This window comes from Dasania sp. GY-MA-18 (assembly GCF_024734385.1).
Taxonomy (GTDB): domain Bacteria; phylum Pseudomonadota; class Gammaproteobacteria; order Pseudomonadales; family Dasaniaceae; genus Dasania; species Dasania phycosphaerae.
Genome location: NZ_JANHAP010000002.1, coordinates 69,217 through 89,794 on the forward strand (window position 1 = coordinate 69,217; position 20,578 = coordinate 89,794).

Consider the following 20,578-nt stretch of genomic DNA (forward strand, 5'->3'; position numbering starts at 1 on the left):
CGCAGCTTTACATGTTGGACGATAACAACAAGCCTGTTCAGGTGAAGGCCGACGCGAGTGATGATGTATGGCAATCACTAAAAGAGCGCGCCGCTAACTTAATGGCCAGCTTAGAAGAGCGTGATTACGTCTCGGCTAACAATGTCATTCAGGACCTCAACGAACTACGCGATAACACCCTTTATAGAGAGGTGGGCAAACTAACGCGTGGTTTGCACGATGCTATTGTCAATTTTGAGCTTGAACCCAGTAAAGCTAGTGGTACCGACAGTGCTGAAGGCGAGTCGCAAATGGCCAATGCCAAAGACCGTTTGGATTATGTCATTAATCTTACGCAGACTTCGGCCGATAAGACCATGGACATGGTTGAAGAAGGCATACCCATAGCCTCGGCGCAGGCTGAAATAGCCAAGCAGCTACAGCTGGATTGGGCACGCTTGCTTCGCCGGGAAATGCAAGTCGATGAGTTTAAGGGCTTGGCAGAGCGTATAGACGGCTTTTTGGCGCAGTCTATAGATGGCAATGCCTTGATTAGCCAAAAACTCAACGAAATTTTATTGGCGCAGGATTTTCAAGATTTAACCGGCCAGGTGATTACCAAAGTCATCGTCCTGGTACAGGATGTTGAAGATCGCTTAGTTGAATTAATGCGTGTAGCAGGTCAAATCGAAGAGTTAACCGGCATAGTCAAAGACCCTGCCGCCAAGCCCAAAACCAACAAACAAGGCTTGGACTCTGCACCCGAAGGGCCGCAAATCCATGCTGATAAGCGTGAAGATGTGGTTTCAGGGCAAGATGATGTTGATGATTTGCTATCAAGCTTAGGCTTTTAGGAGTATTGGATGTTCGGTGAAGACGACGAAATATTGCAGGACTTTTTGGTCGAAGCCGGCGAGATAATTGAGCAATTATCTGAGCAGCTGGTTGACCTAGAGCAAAGGCCTGATGATCGTGACTTGCTGAATGCTATTTTCCGTGGTTTTCACACGGTAAAGGGCGGCGCAGGTTTCTTGCAACTCAACCCACTGGTTGACTGCTGTCATGTGACTGAAAATCTGTTTGATATATTGCGTAATGGCCAGCGTGCGGTTACTCCAGAGCTTATGGATGTGGTGCTGCAGGCCTTAGATGTGGTTACCGCCATGTTTGACGAGGTGCAAAATGGCACCGAATTAACACCGGCTGACCCGCAGTTATTGGCTAACTTAACCGCTTTGGTCGAGTGCCGCGATTTAGGCGAAGCTACCGAGGAGGCCAGTCCAGCGGCTGAGCCAGCATCAGAACCTGCCGCGCAAGCAAATGCTGCCGCCGAAGGTGATATTACCGACGCCGAGTTTGAGCAATTTTTAGATGCCATCGCCGAACCTGGTGCTGAAGCAACCCCCGCCGCAGAGGCCGCCGGTGCTGAGGCCACGGGCAGCGATGAGATTAGCGATGATGAATTTGAGGCGCTGTTAGATCAACTGCATGGCAAGGGCCAACACGGTGGAGCTCCTGCTAGCCCCGCAGCCGCTGAGACCGCCCCCAGCGCGGCCGCCGGTGGCGGTGATGAGATCACCGATGAAGAATTTGAGGCGCTGTTAGACCAACTGCATGGCGGCGGAGCCCCAGGCAGTGAGAAAGCACAGGCCTTTTCAGAAGCTAAGGCCGCATCCAGTTCAACGCCACCCGCACAGGGCGGCAGCGATGAAATTAACGATGATGAATTTGAGGCCTTATTAGATCAGCTACATGGTCAGGGCCAGGGGCCTACCGCGCAGGCGCCAAAAACGCCAGCCGCTGCCAAAGCACCAGAGCCGGCTAAGCCCGCGCAACCCGCTGCAGCAGCGCCAGCTGCCGCCAAAACGCCCGATGATAAAGCCAAGGCGCCAGCAGCTGCACCCAAACGTGCAGCCCCCAATAAAGACGCAGCCCAAACTGAGACCACCGTACGGGTAGACACCCAGCGCTTAGATGACATTATGAATATGGTGGGCGAGCTGGTGTTGGTGCGCAACCGCCTAGTACGCTTGGGTGCTAGCAGTGGTGATGAGGTCATGGCTAAGGCGGTGTCCAATCTTGATGTGGTCACGGCCGATTTACAGACAGCGGTAATGAAAACCCGCATGCAGCCCATTAAAAAAGTGTTTGGTCGTTTTCCGCGTGTGGTTAGGGACTTGGCCCGTAATCTGAAAAAGGAAATCAGCCTAGAGCTACAAGGTGAGGAAACCGATCTCGATAAAAACCTGGTTGAGGCCTTGGCCGATCCGCTGGTTCACTTGGTGAGAAACTCTGTAGACCACGGTATAGAAATGCCAGACGATAGAGAGGCCAAAGGTAAGTCGCGGGTGGGCAAAGTAATACTGGCTGCCGAGCAAGAGGGCGACCAGATACTGCTGTCTATCACCGACGATGGCGCAGGTATGGACCCTGATATGCTGCGCAGAAAAGCCATAGAAAAGGGCTTGTTCGATGAAGACTCTGCGGCCCGTTTATCCGATTCTGAGTGCTTTGATATTATCTTCATGCCAGGCTTTTCTACCAAAGTAGAAATATCCGACGTCTCCGGCCGTGGTGTAGGCATGGACGTGGTAAAAACCAAAATCACCCAGCTTAACGGCTCTATAGAAATTAAATCTAAAGTGGGTGAGGGTACCCGCTTAGAAATCAAAGTGCCGTTAACTTTGGCGATTATGCCTACCTTAATGGTGATGTTAGGCGATCAAACTTTTGCCTTCCCATTGGTTAGCGTTAATGAAATTTTTCATATGAATTTAACGCGCACCAATGTGGTTGATGGTCACGAAGTAGTAATAGTACGCGACCGGGCCATACCCCTATTTTATTTAAAGCGTTGGCTGGTAGGTGGTGATAAAGATACCCAAAAACTAGAAAGCGCCCATGTAGTAATAGTGTCTGTGGGCACCCTGCGAGTAGGTTTTGTGGTTGACCAGTTGATAGGTCAGGAAGAGGTGGTTATTAAGCCGCTGGGTAAAATGCTACACGGCACTCCAGGCATGGCGGGCGCAACCATTACCGGCGACGGCAGGATTGCGTTGATACTCGATGTTCCTAGCATGTTAAAACGCTATGCAGGTTAATGCTGGCAAAGCTGAATAGCTGACGGAATTGATAACGTTAATAAACTCCCGTCATTGATTTTTCTAGAGGTTATAAATGGCGGTTACCGTCTTAATAGTTGATGACTCCAGCTTTTTTAGGCGGCGTTTAAGTGACATGATTACTGGGGTCGATGGGCTCAGTGTAGTCGGTTGCGCAGAAAATGGCTTAGAGGCAGTAGAGCTTTGCAAAAAGCTAAAGCCTGATGTCATCACTATGGATTATGAAATGCCGGTGATGGATGGCATCACTGCGGTGCGCAGGATTATGCAAGAATGCCCTACGCCCATACTCATGTTTTCCTCGCTAACTTACGAGGGCGCACGCATTACTTTAGATTCACTGGCCGCAGGCGCGGTGGATTACTTACCCAAAAACTTTTCTGAAATAGCTAGCAATTCTGCGCAACTAAAAAAACGCTTAGCCCAGTGTATTTTAGATGTTGCTGCGGCAGGTAAAAAAAGCACTGCGCCCACTACGCCCTTTAGTATTGGTGTTCGCCCCGCGAGTACTGCAGCCGCATCATCAGTTTCCTCGGCTACTAGTGCAGCCTTAAATCTCGCACGCCATAGCGTGGATTGTAATGTGATAGTGATAGGTACCTCCACAGGGGGGCCGTTAGCCTTGCAGAATGTACTGTCGTCTTTACCGGCAAATTTTTCTAAGCCTTTGGTGCTGGTACAGCATATGCCTGCGGCTTTTACCAAGGCCTTTGCCGAGCGTTTAAATTCTTTTTGTCAGATCACCGTAAAAGAAGCAGTAGATGGAGACAGGCTGGCCGCCGGTGTCGCGTTGCTAGCCCCTGGTGGCAAGCAGCTGATTATTTCTGCAGGCGGAACCGTAAAAGTGCTACCCGGAGACGAACGCTTGCACTATAAACCCTGCGTCGATATTACTTTCGCTTCAGCTGCCAATGTTTTTGCCGATAAAGTATTAGCAGTAGTGTTAACAGGTATGGGAGCAGATGGTTGCGAAGGCGCAAAACTGCTAAAACAAAAAGGGGCCACCGTGTGGGGGCAAGATGAGCGTACCTCGGTAATTTACGGTATGCCCATGGCGGTAGCCAAAGCCCAGCTTACCGACGAAGTCTTGCCACTAGAGCAAATAGGCCCACGTTTAATACAAGCGACTTTATAGATGGATTTACTCAGCATATTTGGCGTTATTCTAGGTTTTGTTGCCATTCTCGGTGGTAACTACTTAGAGGGCGGCAGCATTTCGGCATTGGCCAACTTTCCTGCGGCATTTATTGTTGTGGGAGGCACTTTTGCTGCGGCCATGCTGCAAACGCCGTGGCAGGGTTTAAAATTTGCGCTGTCGCGCTTGCGCCATGTTTTTGCGCCGCCTAATTTGGGTTTTAAACAGGGCGTAAAAAAAGTCGTAAAATGGTCAGCGCGGGCGCGCAAAGATGGCCTGTTAGGCTTAGAGGATATTGCCGAAACTGAGCCGGATTTATTTGCTCGCAAGGGTTTGCAATTATTAGTCGATGGTGGCGAGCCTGAAAATATACGCAACATCTTAGAAGTAGAAACCTTAGTGCTAGAACAGCGCGATGTGGATGCCGCTAAATTTTATGAAAGCATGGGCGGTTACTCTCCTACCATAGGTATTATTGGTGCCGTAATGGGCCTGATACATGTGATGGGTAATTTGGCCGACCCCAGTAAATTGGGCGCAGGCATAGCCGTGGCCTTTGTTGCCACTATTTACGGGGTGGCTTTTGCTAACCTGCTGTTACTACCTATTGCCAGTAAGCTCAGAGGCCTAGCGCGCAGCCAAGCACAATACCGTGAATTAATCATTGAGGGCATTATTGCTATTGCCGAGGGTGAAAACCCCAGAGCAATAGAATTAAAACTTGATGGTTTTTTACACGGTAATTAGGTGACGCTTATGCGGCGACAAGTTGTAGACGATAATGTTCATCATGAGCGCTGGCTAGTTTCTTACGCCGATTTTATTACCTTGTTATTTGCGTTTTTTGTGGTGATGTATTCCATCTCACAGGTTAGTGAAACCAAGTACAGGGTCTTGTCTAATACCCTAACCAAAACCTTTAACAAAAAAGATGCTCAGCTCACCTTGGATCCCATACAGATGGGCGAGCCAGCGTTAAAAAACAATATTAATCTTATAGACCTAGAGGCCATGGCCTTAAAAAATAGCGACGGTGAGGCCGAAGGTGAGGGCGGCGCTGATGACGAGGGTGAGTTGCCTGAGCAGTTTCATAAAATCACCGAAAATATCGAAGAGGTGTTTGGTGAACTGTTAGATACCAAAATGATACACCTGCAAGGTAATGAGGAATGGTTGTCAGTAGAGATGAAATCATCCTTATTATTTGAAACCGGTGATGCGCGCTTGACCGTACCTTCTATGGAAATACTGGCAAGCTTGGCGGGTTTGTTTAAAGATTCGAGCAACCCCATACGGGTTGAGGGCTTTACTGATAATGTGCCCATAAGCAATGAGTTTTTTGAATCAAACTGGGAGTTATCGGCCGCGAGAGCGGCAGCCGTGGTTAGGTTATTTGCTGAAGAGGGCATAGACCCGGCACGTATGGCCGCAGTAGGCTATGGTGAACATCAGCCAGTAGCAGACAACGACAGCCCGGCAGGCCGTGAAAAAAATCGTCGGGTGGTGTTAATGATTTCAAAAACCGCCCAGCTTAGGCCCGTGCTGCCCGAGCTGGCTGGCGATAGTGATTTTAAAGCGCCGGAACCAGAGCCTGAACCGGTGCCCGCCGTTCCGGACGACCCCTTACAGGGCGTACAAACCATTAAGCTTGAGGGTGGCGGTTTGCTGTTTACCCGCGATACCGAGCCTGCTGAGCAACCCTAAGCAGTGAGTATTAGGGCGAGTGGCAAGATTATTGCAGTGGCAGTATCACTGTGGATAATCATTCTTTTTCATCAAATAATTGACGGCCAGGCATAGGGTTGAGGTTGGGTAATGCGAGTTTGGGCAGTAGCAAACCAAAAAGGCGGGGTGGGTAAAACCACCACGGCAGTAACGCTAGGCGGTTTATTGGCCGAACGTAAACAGCGGGTACTACTGCTGGATTTAGACCCGCACGGCTCTATGACCAGCTATTTTGGTTACGACCCCGACACTTTAAGCCAAAGCAGCTTTAACCTTTTTGCCGAACAAGAGCCCGATGCCCAGGCCATTAATGCCCTGTTGCTAAGCACGCCCTGCGAGGGCCTAACACTGCTGCCCAGCAGCATGGCTTTGGCCACGGTAGAGCGCCGCGCCGCAGCCGAGGGTATGGGCTTAAAAGTCTCGCGAGCCCTGGCCAAAGTGTGGGATCAATTTGATTACGTACTGATAGATAGCCCGCCGGTATTGGGCGCCTTAATGATCAATGCGCTGGCCGCCTCCGAGCGTTTACTGGTGCCGGTACAAACAGAGTTTTTAGCCTTAAAAGGCTTAGAGCGTATGATACGCACCATTTCCATGGTGACTCAGTCACTGCGTAAAGACCTAAACTATACGATTATCCCTACCATGTTTGACCGCCGCACCCAGGCCTCGGTTGGCGCGCTGCGGGAGCTGCGTAACACTTACCCAAATACCATATGGGCCGCCATGATACCGGTAGATACTCGCATCAGAGACGCCAGCCGCAACGGGGTGCCGCTATCTCAATACTCCGCAGACTCCAGAGGGGCGGCTGCTTACCGCTCGCTGCTTAAGAGCCTGCTGTCACAACAAGATCAACGCACACCCGCATAGGCTGCGAGTGTCAGGTAGTGTTAATGAGTAAGTTTGAGCCGCCAAAGCCTTCAGGGCCAGCCGATCAAGAGCCCAGCAATGAAATCCAGGATTACCTGGATTTATTGCTGGCGCCCACCGCTGACCCCAATAATGCGGCGCCTGAGGTATTAAACTCGGAGCGGCAAGCACAAGCGGATATAGCCACCGAGCCTAAGGCCACAAACAAGCCACTCAGCCCCCCATCAGCCCTAGCTAGCAAGCCTGCTGCCCCCGTCGGGCGCTCGCGTTTATCGCAGGTTGCCGCGCGCATGGAGCAAGAGCGCAATACTAGGCCTTTTGCAGAGCCGGTGCAGCCAGTCGCCTTTAAATTGCCTTTACCTAAAGTACAAGCGCCAGAGGTAGAGGCGCCACCCGCAGCTAAACCCGCTGCCGTAGTCGCCCCCTTAGTGACACCGGTAGAGCCTGTAGTTGAACAAGCAGTAGCGGTAGAGCCCGTAGTTGCAGAAACAGTAGTTGCAGAGCCAGTAGCTGAACAGCTGGCACCGCCGGAAGAGGAAGTGGTGGCGGTGAGTAAAGCGCAGTCGCATCCAACCTCGGCATGGATGGACAATGGCCGCCCCAGCTGGGCCCAGCAGCGTTTCGAGTGCCTGTTATTTTCGGTGGGGGGCTTAACCCTGGCAGTGCCGTTGGCGGAGTTGGGCAGCATTTACCCCATCACCGATGAGCTCACCCCCTTGTTTGGGCAAATCGATTGGTTTTTGGGCTTACTGACGGTTAAGCAAGGCAATATACGCAGCGTCAATACCGCTAAGGTCGTGATGCCAGAGCGCTATCAGGAAGCTATGGCGGACAATTTTAATTATGTTATCTCTATAAATGGTGTAGATTGGGGCCTGGCCGTAGACAGTGTCGCCAGCGCTATTAGCCTCAACCCAGAAGATGTGCGTTGGCGCAGTGAGCGCAGCAAGCGGCCTTGGCTGGCCGGCACTGTGGTAGATCATATGTGCGCATTGTTAGATGTAAGCCAATTGGCTTTAATGTTTATAGAGCGCGACCGCAGCCGCGACAAGGCAAAATAGGGCCTGCCCTTGGGCTGGCACAGTTAGTGCTTTGCACTATAGTATTAAACAATTGATTGATAATTTTTTGACGCCGACGTTTTCGGCTTACTAAGGGCTTTAATCCATGGCAAGTAACACAGCAAAAAATGCAGATGATCCTATCTTACAGTGGGTCACTTTTCGTTTAGATGGCGAAACCTACGGCATTAATGTTATGCAGGTGCAAGAGGTTTTACGTTATACCGAGATAGCACCTGTGCCGGGCGCACCAGCCTATGTGTTAGGTATTATCAATTTACGGGGTAATGTTGTTACTGTTATCGATACTCGCCATCGCTTTGGTTTAACCTCCAGCGAGATTACCGATCAAACCCGCATAGTGATTATCGAATCGGAAAGCCATGTAGTAGGTATTTTGGTGGATGCCGTAGCCGAGGTGGTTTACCTGCGCGAATCTGAAATAGAAACTGCCCCCAATGTGGGTAACGAAGAGAGCGCCAAGTTTATACAGGGCGTGTGTAATAAAAATGATCAGCTGCTGATTTTAGTCGAGCTGGACAAGCTACTCACTGACCAGGAATGGACAGAAGTAGAAGAGATATAAGCGAGTATCAACATGTTAATCTGGGGCGCTTTATTTGTACTGGCCGCATACTCGGTAGCAGTGTCTGGCTATGCAATAAAAAATCGCAATAAGCTAGAGCAGTTAGAGGCCAGCCTCAGCGAAAAAATGGCCCAGTTTAATCGCGAGCTAGAAGCGGTTAACAATGGCGCTATAGGGGTAGGGCAGCACCTGATACACGTAGAGAAAAAGCTCAACACGGTAGTGAGTGAGCAAGAGCGTTTATTAACAACTGCCGAGTTTCAACCCTACGGCCAAGCCGAGGCCATGGCCGAGCAAGGGGTAGATGCAGAGCAACTCTCTGAACGTTTTGGACTATCTGAGTCTGAGGCGCAGTTAATGAGCATGATTAAGCAGCGCTCAGCGGCACAAGCATTGTAAAAAACACGAATATTTCACCAAGCCCAGCCAGTAATGGCTGGGCTTTTTTGTCTTTGCTCTTTAATATCGGGCGGTAATCAGTAACAACATAGCAATCACTTAGAGGTAGCATATGCATAAACACGTAGACTATGGCCCCTTAACAACTTTAATTGGCGAGTGGCGTGGCGACCAAGGCGTTGATATATCCCCCGAGCCCGATGGCACTGAGCACAACCCCTATTATGAAACCATAGTGTTCAGCCCCGCTTGTGATACCGATAATGCTGAAGAGCAATGTTTAGTGGCTGTGCACTATCGCCAAACCGTGCGCCGTAAATCTAATGATGAAGTGTTTCACGATCAAACCGGCTATTGGATATGGGATGCCGCGGCCAATAAAATGATGCAATCGCTGGCCATACCGCGCGGCGTTTGTATTTTGGCGGGCAGTGAGCCCTTAACAGAAACCAGCAATAGCTTTACCGTAAGCGCCGATATTAGTAATCCTGCCTATACCATAGTGCAGTCGCCGTTTATGCAGCACAAAGCAAAAACCACCGCGTATAGCCACACCCTACAAGTACACGGCGACCGCTTACAGTACAGCCAAAGTATTATGTTAGATATTTATGGTCGCGTATTTGAACATAAAGATGAAAACGTATTACAGCGCGTTACAGCCCCAGCCAGCAATTAACTGAGTTTGAGCATGAATGAATTTATAGCAAGCATTGCTGAGTTACCGTTATCGCTACGACTAATAGTATTTGTAGCTATGGCGGTAGCAACTCATCTTGCCGTGATAGCAATACGCTATGGCTTTGGCTTGCTGTTAAATAGCCAGCACGCAAGAAATTACCAAAAGCTAATGACCATAGCCACGTTAATGAGTAGTGCGGTAGTGTTTACGCTGTACTTTCTTTGTTTTGGTTTTATTTTGCGCGAGTTTGGTGTGTCGCTATCTTCCTATATGGCCAGCGCTACGGTAATAGGCCTGGCTATAGGGTTTGGTTTTCAAGGCTTGGTGCAGGATGTGGTAACCGGCCTGACATTTATTTTTTCTAATCTAGTTAATGTGGGTGATGTAGTAGAAATCTCCGGCCAAACCGGAATAGTGCGCGCTATTACCATGCGTTTTGTTGAATTAGAAAACGCCATGGGTGCTATAGTGTTTATCCCCAACCGCAGTATTAATAGCATTATTAATTACCCCAGAGGTTATGTGCGTTGCATCATCGACGTAATTTTACGCGGCAGTGAAGAAAACAAAGCCGCCATAGAAAAAACCACCTTAGGGTTAATGCAGGCTTTTTATGAGCAGTTACCGGGTATATGGATTACTTCACCTTCCAGCGAAGGGCGGGTAAAGCTCAGCTTTGATAAAGAAATTTTACGTATTAAATACAGAATCTGGCCCAACCGTGGTGGCCCTATAGAAAATACCTTTATAAAAGAACTGTGTGCGGAACTACAAAAAGTCGACCCTGAATATCAGGCGTGGATGATTAGTATTAATTACGAGGTAGAGAAAAAGAAAACCTCAGTATTTAAGTCAGCAGCCAGGAAGAAATAGTCGAAGCAAAAGTTTACAGTCGCCCCTGCCGCTTAAGCCTTCTAGTCACTTGCCAGTGGTAAATTTTGCTCACTATTTTTTTAATGGGTGCTAGGTTAAGCAGCCAGGCCAGCGCTTTTAAGCGTGGCACTTTAGCCATTAGTACAATATAGGCGTCCATCTCGGATAGTATTTGTTGGTTGTCAATTTCTATATGTAATTCGGTTAGGGCCTTTTGCGGGTTGATGCCTTTGCTATTTAGCAAGTCCTCTCGGTCAGTAATATCTAACCATTGCACATCTTTGCCGTTATCACCGGCCCACTTTTCATAGTTGCAGCGGTCGCGCACGCAGCTGGGGCAGCTGCCGTCGTAGTACACGGTAATTTTGGGCATAGGGTCAGTCTCTAGTATGTAGTCACTAGTACACAGTCGCTTGTCGCTAGAAAGCTAGTTTAATTAGCCTCTAGCGACAGTGAGCTAGCGACTAAAATCCTCAGGCGTTTTCCCCTGAATCTTATAGGCAAAGGCAATCACTTGGGCGATGCACAAATATAATGTTTCGGGTATTTCTTCGCCCACGCCTATTTCAGCCAGTAAATTTAACAGTGGCGCGTTTTCAAATAGTGGCACTTTGTGCTCGCGGGCTAGGGCGATAATTTGCTCGGCTATATCTCCCTCACCTGAGGCGGTAACATTGGGTGCATTGCTGCCGTCATAAAATAGGGCGACAGCTTTTTTTTCGGGTTCGTGATCACTCATGTGCGTACATCCACTAAGGGTTGTAATGGGTATAGCTGTTTTTTAGGTAGGCCTATTTTGCAGTCGACTTTGGTAACGTTAACGCCTATTTTTTCCAAGCCCTGCCTAAAGCTATCAATTTCTTTTTTGACTTCTAGATGGGCGGCCTCTAACTCTGACCACACCGTGGCCGACACTGATTGGCCAATCACCAGCAGTTCCACGCTCATTTTGCCTAATTTATGTAAATCAAAATTTAGCATTACCTGCCATTGCTTGCGGCCTGACTGTTGTTTGTCGCTGCTATCTTGTTGTTGGATTTTAATCTCTACATTATCAACTTGCTTGCCCTGGGTAATCGGTATTTCTAAGGTCCAGGCGTTGGTATTGGTGCTGGGTTCGGCGCTATTGCTGCTGCGTTGGCTTAAGCTGTCTAATTGATTGAGCTGGGTTTTGGCTAAGCTGGCTAGTAATTGCCGGCCCAGTTGTTGCAAAACAATATCCAGATTTTCTTTGCTATTGCTGACGCTGGTTTTAGCTGCGGCACTTAGCTCTGGGTTTTTTAATAAACTGGCATCTAGCAGTGGTTTGGTGGCAGTTTCGTGTTCGGGGCTGCTGGTTTTTGGCTTGCTGTTAGTCGCACTTAGCAGAGGTCGGCCTAGCAGTTGTTCTATTTGCCGTATCAGTTGTTGGCTGCTGGCTTTGCTATCAGCTTGAATAATGGCGCCGTCGCGTTTTTGGTATTGCTGTTCACTGGGCAATTGCGCGCGTTGTTCAGGGCTGAGTTTGCGTTGTTGCAGGCTGCGGTTGTAGTGGTCAGTGACCAGGCGTTTAAGCTTGCTCTCTAAAAAAGGGCCGCTATTGAGCAGCGCTCGTTTTAATTGTTTAGGGTCTTGTGCTTGCTGGGCTGTTGGTATGGTGGCTAATAAGCTTTTAATACTTTGTTTTAGCGCCGGGGGCAGTGGGCTATCGCTGGCTAGGCTGAGTTGCTGTAGCAGGGCGACGCTATTTTTTAGCGCTTGTTGTTGTGGCAGCGCCGAGCGTAGGGCTTTATCAATAATCTGCTGTGCTGGTTCTGCGCTGGCTGCGGGGGGCGTATTGCTAGCAGGGTTAGTGGTGGTTTTTGCTGTGGCGGCAGGCTGAGCCAGTTGTGGGCTGATGCTAATAATTTTGGCGCTGTTATCACTGGTGATTTGCAGCTGTATTTTACTACCCACAATTAAGGGGAGCTTGCTGATGATTTCCAGTGGCTTGTTGTTTAGCAGATTGCTGTTTGCTGAGTTATTGGCGCTAGGCTGTTCGCCTTTGCTGTTGTTGGGGCTATTGTTGCCATTATTATTGGCTTGCGGCTGCAGCCGTATTTGATACTGCTCGCTGCTGGCTTTGCCGTTTTCCAATAGCGGGCTATTGCTCAGCACCACGGCTTCAATAACGCCGGGTTTAAACAGGCTGCTCTGGCTAAGCGAGGCCGATTTCAGGCTAACGGTACTATTAAGTAGGTGATTACTGAGCAGTGACATGCCTTACCCGGTGCTAACTGTTTGAAAATGTATATAATATCCGCCAATGATAACAATGGCTGTAGGCCATAGCTTAAACCAAGCTAGCCTCACAATCATTGAGAATATTCCCGTCCAGTAAGTATATCGGCTGCTAGCGCAATTTATGTTGCCCTTAGTGCTGGCTTGCTGATTTATACGCTTCTAATAAGCATAAAGGTGGCCGTTTTTTGTCGGTATTAATTGCAACACAGGCGCTAAACTGCGAGCGCGACGACAGGCTGCTGGTTAAGCAGCTAACGTGGTCGTTGGCAGAGGGCGAGATACACCAGGTAGAAGGCCCCAATGGCAGTGGTAAAACCAGTTTGTTGCGGGTGCTGTGTGGTTTGTCTTCGCGCTACAGCGGTGAGATATATTGGCGCGGCCAGCCGATTAAAACAGTGCGTCATCAGTATTTAAGCGAGTTGCTGTACCTAGGGCACCAACCGGGTATTAAGTCGGTATTAAGCCCTCGAGAAAACCTGCAGTGGCACGCGGCAGTAAAAGGGGTAGTCGCCGCCGAAGCTATAGAGCAGGCCTTGGCCAAGGTGGGGCTGTACGGTTATGAAGACGCCCCCTGTTATTCGCTATCGGCGGGCCAACAGCGCCGCGTAGCCTTGGCGCGTTTGTTTATTAGCCATACCCCCTTGTGGGTGTTGGATGAGCCCTTTACCGCCATCGATAAAAAAGGGGTGGCTGAGTTAGAGGGCTGGATAGAGCAGCATGCCCTAGCCGGCGGCAGTGTTTTACTCACCACTCATCACGAGCTAAAGCTGGCGACGCCTATTAATAAGGTGGTGCTAGGTGAATAATCTCTCTGTATGGGCGGGTTTTAGCGCGACTTTGCGCCGCGATTTGCTGCTGGCTTACCGCCGCCGCAGCGACTTTGCCAATCCCTTAATCTTCTTTTTAATTGTTTGCTCCTTGTTTCCCTTAGGCATAGGCCCCAGCCCGCAAAGGTTGGCCGAAATGGCCCCGGGCATAGTCTGGGTGGTGGCCTTGTTAGCTTGCTTGCTGGCCAGTGATACCTTGTTTAGAAGTGATTTTGACGATGGCAGCTTGGAGCAAATGATATTAAGCCCGGTGTCGCTGTATTTGCAGGTGCTGGCTAAAACCACCGCCCATTGGATGCTAACTGGCTTGCCGCTGGCGCTGATGTCGCCGCTGTTAGCGCTACTGTTACAACTGCCCAGCCAGGGGGTAATAGCTCTAATGCTGAGTTTGTTAATAGGCTCGGCAGTGCTGAGTTTAATCGGTGCTATAGGGGCGGCGCTTACTGTTAGCCTGCGCAAGGGCGGGGTGCTGCTGTCGCTGATTATCCTGCCTTTGTATGTGCCGGTGCTGATTTTTGGTGTAGCCGTGGTAGAGGCAGCGGTGGGCGGTTTTGCCTACAGTGGTCTGTTGGCGGTATTGGGAGCCATGTTGGCGCTGGCGCTGAGCTTATCGCCCCTGGCCATAGCGGCTAGTGTCAAAATCAGTGTGGATAATTAAGGGCGCATGGACGCGCTGTTTGTTTTTTGAACGCCCAAGGCTATTTGCCCAAAAGTGCGGCCTATAGGCCATGGGTCAATTACTTGTGGGCTGGGTTCTTGTATAATCGCAGCCCAAACGATAATGGGGTTTTTTGTACTGATGTGGGCATTTTTTCACAAGCTGGGTTCACCGCGCTGGTTTTATGAAATCAGCGGTAAGTGGTTGCCGTGGTTATCTTTATTGGCCCTGAGCTGTTTGATACTAGGGGCGGTGTGGGGCTTGGCGTTTGCGCCGCCGGATTTTAAGCAGGGTAATAGCTACCGTATTATTTTTATTCATGTGCCGGCAGCGGCGGTGTCTATGGCCTGTTATATGGTGATGGCCTTTGCTGCCGCTATACACTTGATTTGGAAAATGAAGCTGGCCGATGTGGTCATGCGCAGCTGCGCTCCTATAGGCGCGGCGCTCACTTTAATTGCTCTGTTTACCGGCTCTATTTGGGGTAAGCCTACTTGGGGGACTTGGTGGGTTTGGGATGCGCGTATCACCTCGGTGCTGATTTTATTCTTTTTATACTTAGGGGTACTGGCCTTGTACGAGGCTTTTGAAAATGCCGAATCGGCTTCTAAGGCCAGTGCGGTATTAAGTTTGGTGGGTTGTGTGAACGTTCCCATTATTTATTGGTCAGTAGAGTGGTGGTATAGCTTGCACCAACCGGCCACGATTAAGTTGACGGAAGAGTCCACTATACACCCCGATATGCTTTACCCCTTATTAGTGATGCTTTGCGGCTTTTATGCCTTTTTTGTGGTGGCTTTATTATTGTTCAGCCGCAGTGAAATTTTGTATAGAGAGCGCAAAACCAAGTGGGTGAAAGCCTTAGCCGCAGCTTAGTAATTAGCCTTAGCGTAAACAGCCAACAGGATAGACATGTATTTTGAGAATCTAGCAGCACTGCTTACTATGGATGGCCACGGCCCCTATGTGTGGGCAGCCTATGGTATGACAGCGCTGGTGTTAATATTACTGATTATTAATCCGCTATTGCGCAAGCGCAGCTTGCTAACGCAGCAGCGTATGCGGTTGCGCCGCGAGCAGGCGTCATCATCTTCGGCTGAGCCCAGCCCTGCAGAACTTAAGTAAACAGATTAAGTAAAGAGGTTAGCGAATAATGCATCCCGTGCGTAAGCAGCGTTTAATCGTTGTGTTATTAATTGTGGCTGGTAGTGCCATAGCGGTGGCTTTGGCGGCCTATGCTTTGCGCTCCAACATCAATTTATTTTATCCCCCTTCAGATATAGCCGCCGGTAAAGCGCCGGTAGGTAAAAATATGCGTGCAGGTGGCATGGTGTTAGAGGGCAGTGTTAAACGTGACCCCGATAGCCTGCGAGTGGATTTTATTGTTACCGACTACAGCGCCAATGTGCCGGTAACCTACGTAGGCATACTGCCTGACCTGTTTGATGAGGGGCAGGGGGTAGTGGCCTCGGGCCAGCTTAATGAGCAGGGCGTGTTTATCGCCACCGAAGTCTTGGCCAAACACGATGAAAACTATATGCCACCAGAGGTGCAGTCAGCCTTAGATGCGGCGCAACAAAATGGCGATAAAGCCGCAGCCCCCCTTAACTAATTCGAGCGTTTTATGCTGCCAGAATACGGACACTTTGCATTAATTTTAGCCTTGGTATTGGCGCTGTTACAGGCATCGTTGCCACTAATAGGTGCACTAACAGGCAACCGTGCGTTAATGGCTACCGCTAGGTCATTGGCGGCAGGTCAATTTGTTTTTATTAGTTTGTCTTTTATTGTGCTGTGCGCATTATTTATGCAGAGTGATTTTTCGGTGGTGCTGGTGGCCAGGCATTCCAACACTTTGCTACCTGATATTTTTAAGTTTAGTGCGGTGTGGGGCAATCACGAAGGCTCGCTATTATTGTGGGTGTGGATACTGTCACTGTGGAGTGTGGCGGTGGCGCTGTTTAGCCGTCAGCTGCCCTTAGATATGGTGGCGCGAGTGTTGTCGGTAATGGGCATGATCTCCATAGGCTTTTTACTGTTTTCGCTGCTCACCTCCAATCCTTTTGCCCGGCAATTATTTAATGTGCCGGCAGAGGGTGCCGACCTTAACCCCTTGCTGCAAGACTTTGGCTTGGTGATACACCCGCCCATGTTATATGTGGGCTATGTGGGGTTCTCCGTCGCCTTTGCCTTTGCTATAGCAGCCTTAAGCAGCGGCCGTTTAGATACGGCTTGGGCGCGCTGGTCGCGGCCCTGGACTAATATAGCCTGGGCTTTTTTGACCGTAGGCATAGCCTTGGGCAGCTGGTGGGCTTATTACGAATTGGGCTGGGGCGGCTGGTGGTTTTGGGACCCGGTAGAAAACGCCTCCTTTATGCCTTGGATTATTGGCACCGCTTTAATCCATTCATTAGCGGCTACCGAAAAGCGCGGCGTCTTTAATAGTTGGACGGTATTGCTGGCTATTATCGCCTTTTCATTAAGTTTATTAGGGACATTTTTAGTGCGCTCGGGGGTATTAACCTCGGTGCACTCTTTTGCTGCTGACCCCGAACGGGGCATGTTTATTTTAATATTCTTATTTTTAGTGGTAGGTGGTTCTTTAACTCTTTATGCCTTGCGTGCGCCTACGGTTGCCAGCCGCAGTCATTTTGCATGGCTATCGCGGGAGTTTTTTCTGCTGATTAATAATGTGTTGTTATTAGTCGCTATGCTAACGGTGTTATTTGGCACCTTGTTCCCCTTGCTAATGGATGCCATGGGCATGGGCAAATATTCAGTGGGGCCGCCGTATTTTAACGCCGTGTTTGTGCCGATTATGGCCTTGTTATTTGTGTTTATGGGTATAGGTCCCAGCGCTCGCTGGAAAAAAACCAGTGCTCTGTATTTGCGTGGCCAGCTATTGACTGCTGCCTTAGTCAGTGTGGCCTGCGGTTTATTGTTCCCCCTGTTACTTGGTGAAAGCTACAGTGTAGCCGCCGCTTTAGCGGTGTGTTTTTCACTGTGGTTAATATTGAGTATGGTGGTGGATATACGGGAAAAAACTCGTAACGCCGTCAATTTAGTTGCCGGTTTGAAACGCTTAACCCGGGCTTACTACGGCATGGTGTTAGGGCATGTAGGTATGGCTATATGTGCCTTGGGTGTCTGCCTCACCAGCCAATACAGCGTTGAACGCGACCTGCGCATGCAGCCGGGTGATATTGCTGAAATGGCGGGTTATCAGTTTGAGTTTAAAGGCTCGAAAAAAATTCAAGGCCCCAACTATGCCGGTGAGCGGGGCTTAATAAATGTACTGCAAAACGGCGAGCTGATAGCAGAACTAAAACCAGAAAAGCGCCGTTACTTTGCCCAGCAGGGCCAGGTGATGACCGAGGCTGATATTGATGCCGGTTTAATGCGCGACCTTTATGTGGCTATGGGTGAACCTTTGGCTAATGATGCCTGGGCGGTGCGCCTGCATTACAAACCCTTTGTGCGCTGGATGTGGTTGGGCGGTTTAATTATGGCTTTCGGCGCTGTGCTGGCAGCATTAGATAAACGTTATCGTTTAAAAGCTACGGCAAATAATAAGCGGGCGGCTGATTCGGCTGCAGCACTCTCTATAGGTTGACTATGACTAGGTTTAAATTATTTATCCCGCTGATTATTTTTATGTTGGTGGGCGCTTTTTTCTACAGCACTATGGGGCGTATTAGTGAGGGCGATTACGATCCACAGGCGCTGCCATCGGCTCTTTTAAATAAACCCTTGCCGCATTTTGCCCTGCCCAAGCTGGAAAATGATCAGCACTTGGTGCAGCCCAAAGATTTACTGGGTGAAATCGCATTAATTAATGTGTGGGCTACCTGGTGCCCCTCTTGTCATATAGAACACCCCTATTTAAATCACCTTGCTAAAAAATTAGATGTAGTTATTTACGGCGTTAATTACAAAGATGAAAACAAAGAGGCGCTGCGCTGGTTAAAAAATAAAGGTAACCCTTATCGTTTTAATATCGTCGATGCCCAAGGCAAGCTGGGTTTAGATTTAGGGGTAACCGGTGCGCCAGAAACCTATGTTATCGATCACCGCGGCTTTGTGCGTATGCGCCATCAAGGCCCCATGAGCGGGGCGGTGTGGACGCAAAAGTTTTTACCCTTGATCGAGCGGCTGCAACAAGAGCAAGCCGCCCACAGCCAGCAGGAGCCTAGTAAAGGATGAGGTTAATACTGGCGTTAAGCTTATTGTTGTTGTCGCTAATGGCAGCGGCAGTAATAGAAACCTATCAATTTGATAATGAGGTATTGCGCAAGCGCTACCAGCACTTTACTGAAGAGCTGCGCTGCCCCAAGTGTCAAAATCAAAATCTATCCGGTTCCAATTCACCCATCGCGCAGGACTTGCGCCGTGAGTTACACCGCCTGTTGCACGAGGGTTATAGCGATCAAGAGATCACCCATTACATGGTGGAGCGCTACGGTGAATTTGTTTTATACAGGCCGCCGGTTAATAAGCAAACCTTAATTCTATGGCTGGCACCGGCGCTGTTTTTATTATTGGCGGTGATCGCGGTGGTTATAGTGATACGCAAACAAATGGCTGCCAAACTTAATGATGAAAGCGAACAGCTAAGCGGCCTGGAGCAAGAGAAGTTAACGGAGTTGCTAAACGATAGGGCTAAGGGGCGCGACCATGAGTGAGTTTATGGTGGTGGCCAGTTTGCTCTGTGCCCTAGCTTTAGCTTTTGCGCTAATGCCTTTGTTTGCGCATAGGCGTGCCCAGCAGCAAAAATCCCAACAAGAGCAGCTGCGCAGTGAGGCTAATATTTTGGCTTTTGAGCAGCGCCTAGCTGAGTTAGAGCAAGAGTTTGAGCTGGCGGCCTATAGTGCCGAAGAGTACCAGCAGCTAAAGGCAGACTTACAGCATCGGCTACTCGATGATGTGCCTGAGCAGGCGCAGCTGAGACAATCGAAGATGCCACTGTGGCCCTGGGCTATAGCTCTGTTGGTAGCCATACCCTTGGCGGCTTGGTCTTTATATGGCCGCACGGGTGCGCAGGCTCATCTTGAGCTGATAGAGCAATTGCAGCGGGTAGAGCAGGCGGCCAACTCGGCGCAATTGCAGCAGCGTGGCACACAGCTAGTTAGCCAGTTGCAGCAGCAATTAGCTATTAAGCATGATCAGCCCCAACTCTGGATGTTATTGGCGCGCACCCAAATGCGCCTGCAGCAGTACGCGGAGGCTGAGAGCAGTTTTCAAAACCTCATGGAACTGGCTGGTGAAGACCCTGTGGTGATGGGGCTGTATGCCCAAGCACGGTTTATGGCCCAAGGCCGTCAGTTAGATGCTGTTGCTCAGAGCATTGCCGAGCGTACCCTGGAATTACAGCCCAACAATGGCACTGTGCTGGGCATGCTGGGCATGGTTAGTTTTGAGCGGCAGGAGTACGCTAAGGCTGCCCAGTATTGGCAGCGCTTACTGACTTTATTAGATCCGCAGTCACAAACCGCGCAAATGATTGCGCAGGGTGTGGCGCGCGCCCAGGCCATGTTGGCTGAGCAGGGTGTGGCTGATAGCAGTTTTGAAAATAAGGGGGCAGCTGCCGCGACCTACAGCTTGCGTGTTTCAGTAGCCTTAGCAAACAACCTAAGCTTTGACGACGGAGCCAATGTATTTATCTACGCTCGTGCCCTCAACGGCCCTAAAATGCCGTTAGCAGTGGTTAAGCTGCCAGCCCAGCAATTGCCTGTAACGGTAGAGTTAAACGACAGCATGGCTATGATGCCCACTATGAAATTGTCCAGCTTTGAGCAGGTAGAGATCGTTGCCAGAGTGTCCTCCAGCGGCATAGCCAATGCGGCCGCGGGTGATTTAGAGGGTGTGCTTGGGCCTGTGGCCAACAACAGCTCTGAGTTGCTGGAGTTGGTGATCGATAAAGTCTTGCCGTAGTTTTGTTATTAAGGCCCGATAATCATCGGGCCTTTCGCCGGATGTGAGGACGACCTCACCGCTCCAATCTTTATAGGGGACGACCCCACTTTCCTAGGAGTTATTATGGCTTGGGGGATTCTTGTATTAGCGGGTTTGTTTGAAATTGTTTGGGCCATAGGCCTGAAATACACCGAAGGCTTCACTAGGCTGTGGCCCACTATAGGCACGGTATCGGCCATGCTGCTGAGCTTTTGGTTGCTGGGTGTCGCCATGAAAACGCTGCCCGTAGGTACTGCCTACAGCGTGTGGGTGGGGGTAGGTGCCGTGGGTACAGTGATATTAGGTATTGCTCTATTTGGTGAGCCCATGAACCTAGGGCGCCTTTGTAGCGTGCTGTTGATAGTCGCAGGCATAGTGGGGCTGAAATTATCTACCGCTTAAGCGGCGGTAGTCATCAATAGGGTGGCTTAGCCTAGTGTTTAC

General features: G+C 49.8%; 24 protein-coding genes. 21 read left to right on the forward strand and 3 right to left on the reverse strand.

Annotated elements, in window-relative coordinates:
- The first annotated feature begins 11 nt into the window (after positions 1-11).
- From NO559_RS02765 to NO559_RS02815, 11 genes are all read left to right on the forward strand, one after another.
- Complete coding sequence (locus NO559_RS02765) at positions 12-833, forward strand: protein phosphatase CheZ (RefSeq protein ID WP_258330262.1); 822 nt, start codon at positions 12-14, stop codon at positions 831-833.
- Positions 834-842: 9 nt separating this feature from the next.
- The gene (locus tag NO559_RS02770; protein ID WP_258330263.1) at positions 843-3,080 is read left to right on the forward strand and encodes a chemotaxis protein CheA; all 2,238 of its coding nucleotides are present in this window, start codon (positions 843-845) and stop codon (positions 3,078-3,080) included.
- A gap of 76 nt (positions 3,081-3,156) precedes the next feature.
- Positions 3,157-4,236: a chemotaxis response regulator protein-glutamate methylesterase gene (locus tag NO559_RS02775; protein ID WP_258330264.1), complete on the forward strand. Its 1,080-nt coding sequence runs from the start codon at positions 3,157-3,159 to the stop codon at positions 4,234-4,236.
- On the forward strand, positions 4,237-4,983 hold the full coding sequence (locus tag NO559_RS02780; RefSeq protein WP_258330265.1) for a flagellar motor protein: 747 nt from the start codon (positions 4,237-4,239) through the stop codon (positions 4,981-4,983).
- A gap of 9 nt (positions 4,984-4,992) precedes the next feature.
- A complete protein-coding gene (motD, locus tag NO559_RS02785; protein WP_258330266.1) occupies positions 4,993-5,940 on the forward strand; it encodes a flagellar motor protein MotD in 948 nt (315 codons plus the stop codon).
- Between the two features lie 111 nt (positions 5,941-6,051).
- The gene (locus tag NO559_RS02790; RefSeq protein ID WP_258330267.1) at positions 6,052-6,834 is read left to right on the forward strand and encodes a ParA family protein; all 783 of its coding nucleotides are present in this window, start codon (positions 6,052-6,054) and stop codon (positions 6,832-6,834) included.
- A 23-nt stretch (positions 6,835-6,857) separates the two neighbouring features.
- Positions 6,858-7,895: a chemotaxis protein CheW gene (locus NO559_RS02795; RefSeq protein WP_258330268.1), complete on the forward strand. Its 1,038-nt coding sequence runs from the start codon at positions 6,858-6,860 to the stop codon at positions 7,893-7,895.
- A gap of 106 nt (positions 7,896-8,001) precedes the next feature.
- Positions 8,002-8,481, forward strand: a complete 480-nt coding sequence (locus NO559_RS02800) for a chemotaxis protein CheW (RefSeq protein ID WP_258330269.1) — start codon at positions 8,002-8,004, stop codon at positions 8,479-8,481.
- A gap of 12 nt (positions 8,482-8,493) precedes the next feature.
- On the forward strand, positions 8,494-8,880 hold the full coding sequence (locus NO559_RS02805; RefSeq protein WP_258330270.1) for a DUF2802 domain-containing protein: 387 nt from the start codon (positions 8,494-8,496) through the stop codon (positions 8,878-8,880).
- Positions 8,881-8,992: 112 nt separating this feature from the next.
- Positions 8,993-9,559 (forward strand): heme-binding beta-barrel domain-containing protein, encoded by a 567-nt coding sequence (locus NO559_RS02810; protein WP_258330271.1) that lies wholly within the window; start codon positions 8,993-8,995, stop codon positions 9,557-9,559.
- Positions 9,560-9,571: 12 nt separating this feature from the next.
- On the forward strand, positions 9,572-10,435 hold the full coding sequence (locus tag NO559_RS02815; protein WP_258330272.1) for a mechanosensitive ion channel family protein: 864 nt from the start codon (positions 9,572-9,574) through the stop codon (positions 10,433-10,435).
- A 13-nt stretch (positions 10,436-10,448) separates the two neighbouring features.
- Here the strand turns inward: NO559_RS02815 and NO559_RS02820 are convergent, their stop codons facing one another.
- From NO559_RS02820 to NO559_RS02830, 3 genes are all read right to left on the reverse strand, one after another.
- Complete coding sequence (locus NO559_RS02820) at positions 10,449-10,808, reverse strand: DUF393 domain-containing protein (RefSeq protein ID WP_258330273.1); 360 nt, start codon at positions 10,806-10,808, stop codon at positions 10,449-10,451.
- Positions 10,809-10,892: 84 nt separating this feature from the next.
- Positions 10,893-11,174, reverse strand: coding sequence for an EscU/YscU/HrcU family type III secretion system export apparatus switch protein (locus NO559_RS02825; RefSeq protein ID WP_258330274.1), 282 nt, complete (start codon positions 11,172-11,174; stop codon positions 10,893-10,895).
- On the reverse strand, positions 11,171-12,673 hold the full coding sequence (locus tag NO559_RS02830) for a flagellar hook-length control protein FliK (protein WP_258330275.1): 1,503 nt from the start codon (positions 12,671-12,673) through the stop codon (positions 11,171-11,173). The genes NO559_RS02825 and NO559_RS02830 overlap by 4 nt, the downstream gene beginning before the upstream one ends.
- Before the next feature lie 209 nt (positions 12,674-12,882).
- Between NO559_RS02830 and ccmA the strand changes: the two genes are divergently transcribed.
- The 10 genes from ccmA to sugE all read left to right on the forward strand — a co-directional run bounded on the left by ccmA (position 12,883) and on the right by sugE (position 20,536).
- On the forward strand, positions 12,883-13,503 hold the full coding sequence (ccmA, locus tag NO559_RS02835) for a cytochrome c biogenesis heme-transporting ATPase CcmA (RefSeq protein ID WP_258330276.1): 621 nt from the start codon (positions 12,883-12,885) through the stop codon (positions 13,501-13,503).
- Positions 13,496-14,182, forward strand: a complete 687-nt coding sequence (gene ccmB, locus NO559_RS02840; RefSeq protein WP_258330277.1) for a heme exporter protein CcmB — start codon at positions 13,496-13,498, stop codon at positions 14,180-14,182. Before ccmA ends, ccmB begins: the two co-directional genes overlap by 8 nt.
- A 141-nt stretch (positions 14,183-14,323) precedes the next feature.
- Positions 14,324-15,058 (forward strand): heme ABC transporter permease, encoded by a 735-nt coding sequence (locus NO559_RS02845; protein WP_258330278.1) that lies wholly within the window; start codon positions 14,324-14,326, stop codon positions 15,056-15,058.
- 36 nt (positions 15,059-15,094) lie between these two features.
- Positions 15,095-15,307 carry a heme exporter protein CcmD gene (ccmD, locus tag NO559_RS02850; RefSeq protein WP_258330279.1) on the forward strand — a complete coding sequence of 71 codons (213 nt, stop codon included), beginning with the start codon at positions 15,095-15,097 and terminating at the stop codon, positions 15,305-15,307.
- Positions 15,308-15,335: 28 nt separating this feature from the next.
- Entirely contained in the window at positions 15,336-15,794 is a 459-nt protein-coding gene (gene ccmE / locus NO559_RS02855; RefSeq protein WP_258330280.1) for a cytochrome c maturation protein CcmE, read from the forward strand.
- 12 nt (positions 15,795-15,806) lie between these two features.
- Positions 15,807-17,795 carry a heme lyase CcmF/NrfE family subunit gene (locus tag NO559_RS02860; RefSeq protein ID WP_258330281.1) on the forward strand — a complete coding sequence of 663 codons (1,989 nt, stop codon included), beginning with the start codon at positions 15,807-15,809 and terminating at the stop codon, positions 17,793-17,795.
- A 2-nt stretch (positions 17,796-17,797) separates the two neighbouring features.
- The gene (locus NO559_RS02865; protein ID WP_258330282.1) at positions 17,798-18,385 is read left to right on the forward strand and encodes a DsbE family thiol:disulfide interchange protein; all 588 of its coding nucleotides are present in this window, start codon (positions 17,798-17,800) and stop codon (positions 18,383-18,385) included.
- Positions 18,382-18,864 carry a cytochrome c-type biogenesis protein gene (locus NO559_RS02870; RefSeq protein WP_258330283.1) on the forward strand — a complete coding sequence of 161 codons (483 nt, stop codon included), beginning with the start codon at positions 18,382-18,384 and terminating at the stop codon, positions 18,862-18,864. Before NO559_RS02865 ends, NO559_RS02870 begins: the two co-directional genes overlap by 4 nt.
- Complete coding sequence (gene ccmI, locus NO559_RS02875; protein WP_258330284.1) at positions 18,857-20,113, forward strand: c-type cytochrome biogenesis protein CcmI; 1,257 nt, start codon at positions 18,857-18,859, stop codon at positions 20,111-20,113. The genes NO559_RS02870 and ccmI overlap by 8 nt, the downstream gene beginning before the upstream one ends.
- Positions 20,114-20,218: 105 nt before the next feature.
- Complete coding sequence (sugE, locus tag NO559_RS02880; protein WP_258330285.1) at positions 20,219-20,536, forward strand: quaternary ammonium compound efflux SMR transporter SugE; 318 nt, start codon at positions 20,219-20,221, stop codon at positions 20,534-20,536.
- Positions 20,537-20,578: the final 42 nt, after the last annotated feature.